This window comes from Moorena sp., from assembly GCF_982860115.1.
In genome coordinates this window covers 1-2361 of the sequence record NZ_CEYLVT010000440.1, presented here as the reverse complement: position 1 = coordinate 2361, position 2361 = coordinate 1, and the positions used below count along the sequence as shown (strand labels likewise).

General features: G+C 41.3%; 4 protein-coding genes. 3 read left to right on the top strand and 1 reads right to left on the bottom strand.

From position 1 onward, the window contains the following. The coding region (locus AC4II3_RS32490; protein ID WP_490723038.1) for an Rpn family recombination-promoting nuclease/putative transposase at positions 1-699 on the bottom strand (699 nt) is incomplete at its 3' end. A 53-nt stretch (positions 700-752) separates the two neighbouring features. On the opposite strand from AC4II3_RS32490, the gene AC4II3_RS32485 reads away from it, so the two are divergent. The 3 genes from AC4II3_RS32485 (at position 753) to AC4II3_RS32475 (ending at position 2173) form a co-directional block, all read left to right on the top strand. Beyond that, on the top strand, positions 753-914 hold the full coding sequence (locus tag AC4II3_RS32485) for a hypothetical protein (protein WP_488006363.1): 162 nt from the start codon (positions 753-755) through the stop codon (positions 912-914). A gap of 169 nt (positions 915-1083) precedes the next feature. Further along, on the top strand, positions 1084-1284 hold the full coding sequence (locus AC4II3_RS32480; RefSeq protein ID WP_293052532.1) for a hypothetical protein: 201 nt from the start codon (positions 1084-1086) through the stop codon (positions 1282-1284). Between the two features lie 430 nt (positions 1285-1714). Next, complete coding sequence (locus AC4II3_RS32475) at positions 1715-2173, top strand: DUF29 domain-containing protein (protein WP_490723037.1); 459 nt, start codon at positions 1715-1717, stop codon at positions 2171-2173. Positions 2174-2361 lie beyond the last annotated feature (188 nt).

The following is a 2361-nucleotide window of genomic DNA, read 5'->3' as shown; positions in this document are numbered from 1 at the left end:
AATTTGACGGATAATTAAATTAAGCTCATTGCGCTTTCCTTGTTCTAATCCCTGTTCTAATCCTTGACGAATAATTCGTTGATAAACTACTGACTCTTGCATCATATCCTCCCGAAAATAGGCTTGAATTAACTGATCATCAAATTTCACCCCAGCCAACAGTTGTACGCAAGCAGATAGGTTACGCTGCTGTTGTCTATCTTCAATCATATCGATTCTGGCTGCTACCTGGGATAGCAAGGTTTCTGGCACTTCAGTTTGTGCTAATACTGCCAAGGGTAGTAATCCTGGGGTGGTAAGTAACGGTTGTGGATCACATTCCCAAATCCGAATCACCCGGTAGCGGAAGGATAGGTTCCTCTCAGTAAATTGATTGACAAATACTCCGGATAATCGGGTTGGTTTGAGAAAAATTATTACCTGTTCAATATCACAACGATACTGGCGATATAACCTGACCCAATAATCGAGCATCCGCAGGGGTAAGGGAGGTTCAGATTGGGGTAAGGTTTGAAATTCCAGATGCAAAATAGCATCAGCAACTCGCACAAAAAACAAGGCATCTGCCCGAATTGGTTCTGTGCTTAATTCCGTGTTGAGAATTTCGATATCCTCTGCTGGTTCTTGGTTAAACAACCAACGGGTAAAGGCTTGGGGATATTGTTCAACAAGATATTTTAGGGTACTGTCGTAAGTCATTTACCAAAGGGAACAGGGAACAGGGAACAGGGAACAGGGATTAGGGAGTAGCGATGCAGCGCGGTCTTGGGGGTTTCCCCCATGAGCGACTGCATCAAGACGGGAGTAGGGAAAAGGGAACAAAAATTATCGCAATTCATTTAGGATTGGTATTACATATAAAAGAAAACTATAGCAATTCTACGACTTTTAAGGTACAAATAGCTGGGTTTTAGGGAGCAGGGAATAGGCATGCTAGCAATACTCAATTAATAATTAATAATTAATTCTATAATAGCTTTTTTTATTACTCCTTAACTCTCCAAAATTTTTTTTTTAAACCCTTGACAAATAAAACTACAATGATTACAATAATCATTGTAAACCAAGTGGAAGTTTTTCACAATGTCAGACAACTTTACTCGCAATTTCAAGAAAAAACCCACTCAGCACACTCTCAAAGGGCCTCGTGAATCAGTAATCAATAGTATCCAGATGCTGTATTCCCTAGGTTATGCAGAAATCGCGGAGTGGACTCCTCTAGAAGCGACCGATATTCCAGGAGAAGTAATTACTACTATGACCAAGTATTGGTTGTTGCCATAACACCTTAATTTTCTGGGGGGGTTTCCCCCCCTTGGCCTTGGGTTTCGGAAATTTCTGACATATGTGATTGACATAGCCGTGGATAGTATTTCTACGGCTATTTTTTTTGGGTTTTAGGATATATAGTAGAAGTCAGAAGTCAAACTCTTGCGCTTATTTAGGTTTGAGACTTTTGTCATGTCCTAACTGCCCTAGAAACGCTATAGGTATTTAGAGGATATCTGAAAAGTTTTTTTATACTGATTTTTGCCCCCCTAGCCCCCCAAGCGAGCAATCCCTCGCTTGGGGGGAATAAGAGTCAATTTGCTTCTAAAAGTCCCCCAAAATTGGGGGATTTAGGGGGCTTGGATGTAGCCAATGAGACTTCTCAGACAACCTCTTAGATTAATGTAAAATCAATGTAAAAAAATCTAATAATTTTTTCAAGTTTATGGATAAACCTTCCCTATACCAGCAAGACTTCTATGCTTGGACTCAGCAGCAAGCCCAAGCACTGAAGCATAAGCAATTTTCTAAGCTTGATTGGCAGCATCTTGAGGAAGAAATTCAAGCTTTGGGAAGACAGGAATATCGGGAATTGGTAAGTCGCCTTTGCGTTCTGCTTGGTCATCTGCTCAAGTGGCAGTATCAACCAGAGAATCGTAGCCGCAGTTGGTTTTTGAGTATTAGAGAGCAACGTCGGGCAATTAAACGACATTTACGGCAAAACCCCAGCTTAAAGTCTCGCCGGTCGGAAGCAATGATGGATGGCTATGAAGCAGGTATTGACTTAGCTTTGCGGGAAACTAATTTGCCAATACGAACGTTTCCAGAAGCTTGTCTTTATTGCTTTGATGAGGTGATTGAGGAGAGTTTTTTGTGTGATACTAGCCAAGATTGGGAAAATTAGGTTGTTGGTTGAGTCAACAACGTTTAGGCGATATTGCTGATGCTTTTAAGGCAATAGGCAATCAGGGCTATTTCATTCTAAAAATGCGCTTGAGTGTGTCTAGTCCAAATTGGCAGTATCGCTGTGCTTGAGCCCTAACAGGGGGACAACGAGGCATGAAAGTCTTATGTAGTGAGAGATACAGCAGA

Excerpts from the sequence above, each read along its gene's own strand:
- AC4II3_RS32480 (WP_293052532.1), top strand. The coding sequence starts at position 1,084 with ATGTCAGACAACTTTACTCGCAATTTCAAGAAAAAACCCACTCAGCAC.
- AC4II3_RS32475 (WP_490723037.1), top strand. The coding sequence starts at position 1,715 with ATGGATAAACCTTCCCTATACCAGCAAGACTTCTATGCTTGGACTCAG.
- AC4II3_RS32485 (WP_488006363.1), top strand. The coding sequence starts at position 753 with ATGCAGCGCGGTCTTGGGGGTTTCCCCCATGAGCGACTGCATCAAGAC.